Origin of the sequence: Acidisphaera rubrifaciens HS-AP3 (genome assembly GCF_000964365.1) — a bacterium.
GTDB classification, from domain to species: domain Bacteria; phylum Pseudomonadota; class Alphaproteobacteria; order Acetobacterales; family Acetobacteraceae; genus Acidisphaera; species Acidisphaera rubrifaciens.
Genome location: NZ_BANB01000001.1, coordinates 1 through 5100 on the forward strand (window position 1 = coordinate 1; position 5100 = coordinate 5100).

Below are 5100 nucleotides of genomic sequence, written 5' to 3' on the forward strand. Positions count from 1 at the left end.
GGCGGCGATGCTGGCGGCGGCCGTGCTCGGCTACGTGCTCAGCCGCGACGCGGCCTCGGCGGCGGCGCTGCGGTGGACCGATCCGGGGCTGGTGCGGCTGCTGCGCGGCATGGCGCTGCTGAAGGCGGTCTTGGCCGGCGGGGCAGGGGCGCTCGTCGTCTGGCGCCTGCGCCACACGACGCCGCCGCGCCTCGCCGCGCTCTACGTCCTGGCCGGCGTGCTGATGGCATCGGCGCCCGGCGTGGTCTGGACGCTCAGCCACCTCGTCGCGGGCGCCGCGCTGTTCCACGCCGGGCTGCTGCTGGGCGTGGTCCTCGCCTGGGCGGACCGTGCCCCGGCGCGCCCGACGACGACGGATCAGGCCGGCGGCGGCAGCGTGTAATCCTTGAAGTAAGTCTTGTTCTCGCTGTCGTGGACTAGCACGTGCAGCGGCGCGCCGTCGTCGCGGAAATCGAACCGGTATTCCGGATTCTCCGCGATCGAAATGCCGCTCTCGACGCCGATCAATTCGCGTCCGCCCTGGCTGACCGTCACCTGGTTGATGAAATAGGCCGGCGTGTATAGCCGCGTGACCTGGTTCATCTGCATGCCCGAATAGTTCGGGTGGTTGACCAGCACCTTGACCTCGCGCAGGCCGGGCGCGTCCTCGCTCTGGGCCGGCATCGGGCGGACGCGGATCTGACCGATCATCCGGCCGTCGCTGACCTCCGACGTCGCCGGGGCGGAGCAGCCGCCCGCCGCCTTCACGAAGCGCCGCGCGGCCAGCAGCGTGCCGTCGTCCATCTCCGCCACCGCGTGGACATAGGTGTAGTCGTCGACCCGGATGCGCGTCGCGATGTCGGTGATTCCGGCGTCGCGGCCGAGGGTGAAGGCGGCGGCGAGCGGCGAGGGGTTGGCGTCCACCACCACGGTGATGCGTCGCACATGCGCCGCCTCGGCGCCCGGCAGGATGTGGATGCTGATCGGCACCAGCGCTGCGTCCTGCGCCCGCTCCGGGGCGTCGATGGCGAGCACGGCGCTGCCGTCGCCGATCGTCTTGCCCGGAAAGATCGCCGGCCGCAGCGTGTCCCAGCGTTCGTCGTTGGCCGCCGTCTGCGCGCGCGCCGGCGGCGCGGCGGCGAGCAGGGCGCCGGCACAGGCGACGGCGGCAAGGACTGGACGGAACGCGGCCATGCTGTTTCTCTCCCGACTACGAACGCGCGCGTCGCGCGTCTTTTGGTGGTGCGCGGTCCGCGCGTGTTTGGGGCGAGTGTAGGTCGCCCGCGCCGGGTCTGCCAACGCCCGCCGCGCGGCGGGTGCGGCCATGTCCGCCCGTCGACCTTTGCTGCGCCGCAACATTAAGCGGGCGAACGATTTGCCCACAAATTAAATTTGCGTCGGGATGCCCGGACGTCTGGACAGCGGCGGGTACCCGGTAGTAACAGGATCACGCGGAAATGCAGGCACGGTTAGCACTCATTATCCGTTGCAGCCGGTTTAGAGGAGGAACAGCCAATGGCTTGGACACGTCCCCGTCTTCGCGAAGTGTGCGTCGGCATGGAGATCAACGGGTATTTCCCGGGCGTTCTCTAAAGACCCACACGGCGCCCCTGGTCGTTATGCTGAACCCCGCCCGCAATCGGGTTCACAGCACGACCGTGATGAGAGGGCGCCATGCCTGACCGGGGGCGGTTAACCGCCCTCGTACTCGGCTCGGCAGCCGGCGGCGGATTTCCCCAGTGGAACTGCGCTTGCCGGCTGTGTTCTTTGGCGTGGTCCGGCGACCCAAGCGTGCGGCCCGGCACCCAGGCCAGCGTGGGCTTCAGCGCCGATGGCGGCGCGCACTGGCTGATCGTCGGCGCCTCGCCCGACCTGCGCCAGCAGATCCTCGCCTGCCCCCAATTGCATCCCCATCTCGACCGGCACGGACAGCGCGTCTCGCCGATCGCCGCCGTCGCGGTGGTCAACGCGGACGTGGACGGCATCGCCGGCCTCATCGTGCTGCGCGAGCGGCAGCGCCTGACCATCCTCGGCGCCCGCCCGGTGCTCGACATCCTGGGCGCCAACCCGGTGTTCGACGTCCTCGACCCGGGCGTCGTGGAGCGAATCGCCCTGACGCCGGACGAGGCGTTCGACGTCGGCCACGGGCTGCGCCTGACCCTGCTGCCGATGCCCGGCAAGATCCCGCTCTATCTGGAGGATCGCGGCGCCGCCACGGCGCAGGCCGGTCCGACCTATGCGGCGCTGGTGGAGGCGCACGGACGACGCGCGATCTTCGCGCCCGCCTGCGCGCAGATCACCCCCGACGTGCATGCCCGCCTCGCGCGCGCCGACCTGCTGTTCTTCGACGGTACCCTGTTCACCGACGACGAGATGATCGCCGCCGGCGTCGGCACGAAGACCGGGGCGCGCATGGGCCACGTGGCGATGAGCGGCCCGGACGGCTCGCTCGCCCGCTTGTCCGATCTGCCGGGGCGGCGCATCTACGTCCACATCAACAACACCAACCCGGTCCACCGGGTCGACTCGCCGGAGCGCGCCGCGGTGGAGGCGGCGGGCTTCGCGGTCGGGCATGATGGGATGGAGATCGTACTGTGACCGCTCTGCTTTCGCCGGACGAGCTGGAAGCGCGGCTGCGCGACATCGGCGCGACGCGCTACCACAACCTGCATCCGTTCCACCGGCGCCTGCACAGCGGACAATGCACGCTGGGCGAGGTGCAGGCCTGGGCGCTCAACCGCTACGTCTATCAGGCCTGCATCCCGATCAAGGACGCGAGCCTGATCGCCCGCTGCGATGATCCCGCGCTGCGCCGCGAATGGCGCCGCCGCCTCGCCGACCATGACGGCACCGGCCAGGCCGGCCCGGGCGAGGCCGATGGCGGCGTCGCGCGCTGGCTGAAACTGACCGACGGCCTCGGCCTCGACCGCGAGGCGGTGATCTCGCAGCGCTACGCCCTGCCGGCGACGCGCTACGCCGCGCAGGCCTATGTGCAGTTCGTGCGCGAGCGCACTCTGCTGGAAGCCGTCGCCTCCTCGCTGACGGAGCTGTTCTCGCCGCAGATCATCGGCGAGCGCGTCGCCGGCATGCTGGCGAACTACAGCTATGTCACCAAGGAGACGCTCGCCTATTTCGACAAGCGCCCGCCGCAGGCGAAGCAGGACAGCGACTACGCGCTCGACTACTGCAAGCGCCACGCCCGCACGGCCGAGCAGCAGCACGCGGTGATGGAGGCGCTGCACTTCAAGTGCGACGTGCTGTGGACCATGCTCGACGCCCTCGAACACGCCTATGGCGAGGAGGGGCACATCCCGCCGCGCGCCTTCCGCCCCGGGCAATTCCCGGCGCTGCCCCGCAATGACTGACATCACCGCCGAGTCGCGCCCGCGACTCGCCCCCGGCGTGCGGCTGCATTTCGACCGCGCCCGGGACGCCTGGGTGCTGCTCGCGCCCGAGCGGGTGCTGGAGACCGAGGGACCGGTGCAGGCCGTGCTGTCGCGCTGCGACGGTGTCCGCCGCTTCGCCGACATCGTCGCCGAACTGGCGCGCGACTTCGCCGCCGACCCGGCGGTGATCGAGACGGACGTGCGCGAGATGCTCGCCGACCTGATGGGCAAGCGGCTGGTGGTGATCGCATGAGCGCGGGCGACACGCTCGCCGCCCCGCAGCCGGTGGCGGCGCCGGTCATCCGCGCCCCGCTCGGCCTGCTCGCGGAGCTGACGCATCGCTGCCCGCTCGCCTGCCCGTACTGCTCCAACCCGCTGGCGCTGGAGGATCGGGCGGGCGAGCTCGACACCGCCGCCTGGACGCGCGTCTTCAACGAGGCGGCCGAGCTTGGCGTGCTGCAGACGCATCTGTCGGGCGGCGAGCCGCTGTCGCGCCGCGACATCCTCGCCCTGGTGGCCGCCGCGCACGACGCCGGCCTCTATACCAACCTCATCACGTCGGCGATCGGCCTCGATGCCGCGCGCGTCGCCGCCCTGCGCGACGCCGGGCTCGATCACGTGCAGATCTCGCTGCAGGACACCGTGGCGGGCTCCGCCGACGTCATCGCCGGCTATGACGGCGCGCACGCGCGCAAGCTCGCCGCCGCCGCCGCGGTGCGCGACGCGGGCCTCGCCCTGACCGTCAACGCCGTCATCCACCGCGCCAACATCGAACGGCTGGAGGCGATGGTGGACATGGCCGCCGCCCTCGGCGCCGGCCGGGTGGAGGTCGCGCACGCGCAATACTACGGCTGGGCGCTGCGCAACCGCGCCGCCCTGATGCCGACCCGCGCGCAGGTCGAGGTGGCGACCGCAACCCTCGCGCGGCTGCGCGAATCCTATGACGGCCGCCTCGTCATCGACGCGGTGGTGCCGGACTACTACGCCCGCTATCCGAAGCCCTGCATGGGCGGCTGGGCCAGCCGGTCGCTCAATATCACGCCGTCCGGCCGGGCGCTGCCGTGCCACGCGGCGGAGACGATCCCGGGGCTGGAGTTCTGGAACGTGCGCGACCATTCGGTGCGCGACATCTGGCTCCATGCCCCGTCGTTCAACGCCTTCCGCGGCACCGACTGGATGGCCGAGCCCTGCCGGTCCTGCGCCCGGCGCGACGTCGATTTCGGCGGCTGCCGCTGCCAGGCGCTGGCGATCGCGGGCGACGCGACGGCGACCGATCCCGCCTGCGCGCTGTCGCCACTGCACGACCACCTGCTGGCGCTGGCGGAAGCGGACGCGCAGACCGCCGAGATCCGCTACGCCTATCGCGGCCGGCGCGAACCGGCCGCCGGCTGAGCCGCTACTCCCACTCCGCCGCGCTGAAGGCCTCGGTCGCGTTGCGCGGGTTATAGGCGTCGAACAGCGCCCAGCGGTCCCGCTCGCTCTGCGCGATGCGCGGCACCGCGGCCTCCAGCGTCGCCCCCGCCGCCACCGCCCGCCGCGCGTCGTCGAGCAGCACCGTAAGATACCGCCGCTCGTCGTCGAAGGCGGACGGGAAGGGCAGGATCGGCCCGTCCGCGCCGACGCCGTGTCCCGCGATCACCTGCTGCGCCGGCAGCGCGGCGAGGCGCGGCAGCAGCGCGAGCCAGCCGGCGGCGCTGCCGTCCACCACCGGGATATGCGTCCTGAACAGCAGGTC

At 71.8% G+C, this 5100-nt stretch carries 7 protein-coding genes and 1 pseudogene; 6 read left to right on the forward strand and 2 right to left on the reverse strand.

Annotation, left to right across the window (positions count from 1 at the left end; translation table 11 throughout):
- On the forward strand, window positions 1-382 hold a 382-nt coding region (locus B8460_RS21465; protein ID WP_048859517.1), incomplete at its 5' end, for a hypothetical protein.
- Here the strand turns inward: B8460_RS21465 and B8460_RS00010 are convergent.
- The gene (locus tag B8460_RS00010; protein WP_048859518.1) at window positions 358-1173 is read right to left on the reverse strand and encodes a quinoprotein dehydrogenase-associated SoxYZ-like carrier; all 816 of its coding nucleotides are present in this window, start codon (window positions 1171-1173) and stop codon (window positions 358-360) included. The genes B8460_RS21465 and B8460_RS00010 overlap by 25 nt on opposite strands.
- A gap of 321 nt (window positions 1174-1494) precedes the next feature.
- Here B8460_RS00010 and pqqA point away from each other — a divergent pair, with 321 nt between their 5' ends.
- From pqqA to pqqE, 5 genes are all read left to right on the forward strand, one after another.
- Complete coding sequence (gene pqqA, locus B8460_RS23710; protein ID WP_084623017.1) at window positions 1495-1572, forward strand: pyrroloquinoline quinone precursor peptide PqqA; 78 nt, start codon at window positions 1495-1497, stop codon at window positions 1570-1572.
- An 81-nt stretch (window positions 1573-1653) separates the two neighbouring features.
- Window positions 1654-2577, forward strand: a complete 924-nt coding sequence (pqqB, locus tag B8460_RS00020) for a pyrroloquinoline quinone biosynthesis protein PqqB (protein ID WP_048859519.1) — start codon at window positions 1654-1656, stop codon at window positions 2575-2577.
- Window positions 2574-3344, forward strand: coding sequence for a pyrroloquinoline-quinone synthase PqqC (pqqC, locus tag B8460_RS00025; protein WP_048859520.1), 771 nt, complete (start codon window positions 2574-2576; stop codon window positions 3342-3344). Before pqqB ends, pqqC begins: the two co-directional genes overlap by 4 nt.
- Complete coding sequence (gene pqqD, locus B8460_RS00030) at window positions 3337-3618, forward strand: pyrroloquinoline quinone biosynthesis peptide chaperone PqqD (protein WP_048859521.1); 282 nt, start codon at window positions 3337-3339, stop codon at window positions 3616-3618. Before pqqC ends, pqqD begins: the two co-directional genes overlap by 8 nt.
- Window positions 3615-4757 (forward strand): pyrroloquinoline quinone biosynthesis protein PqqE, encoded by a 1143-nt coding sequence (gene pqqE, locus B8460_RS00035; protein ID WP_048859522.1) that lies wholly within the window; start codon window positions 3615-3617, stop codon window positions 4755-4757. Before pqqD ends, pqqE begins: the two co-directional genes overlap by 4 nt.
- A gap of 4 nt (window positions 4758-4761) precedes the next feature.
- On the opposite strand, the pseudogene B8460_RS21470 reads toward pqqE, so the two are convergent.
- A pseudogene (locus B8460_RS21470) lies at window positions 4762-5100 on the reverse strand (hypothetical protein); the annotation flags it as partial.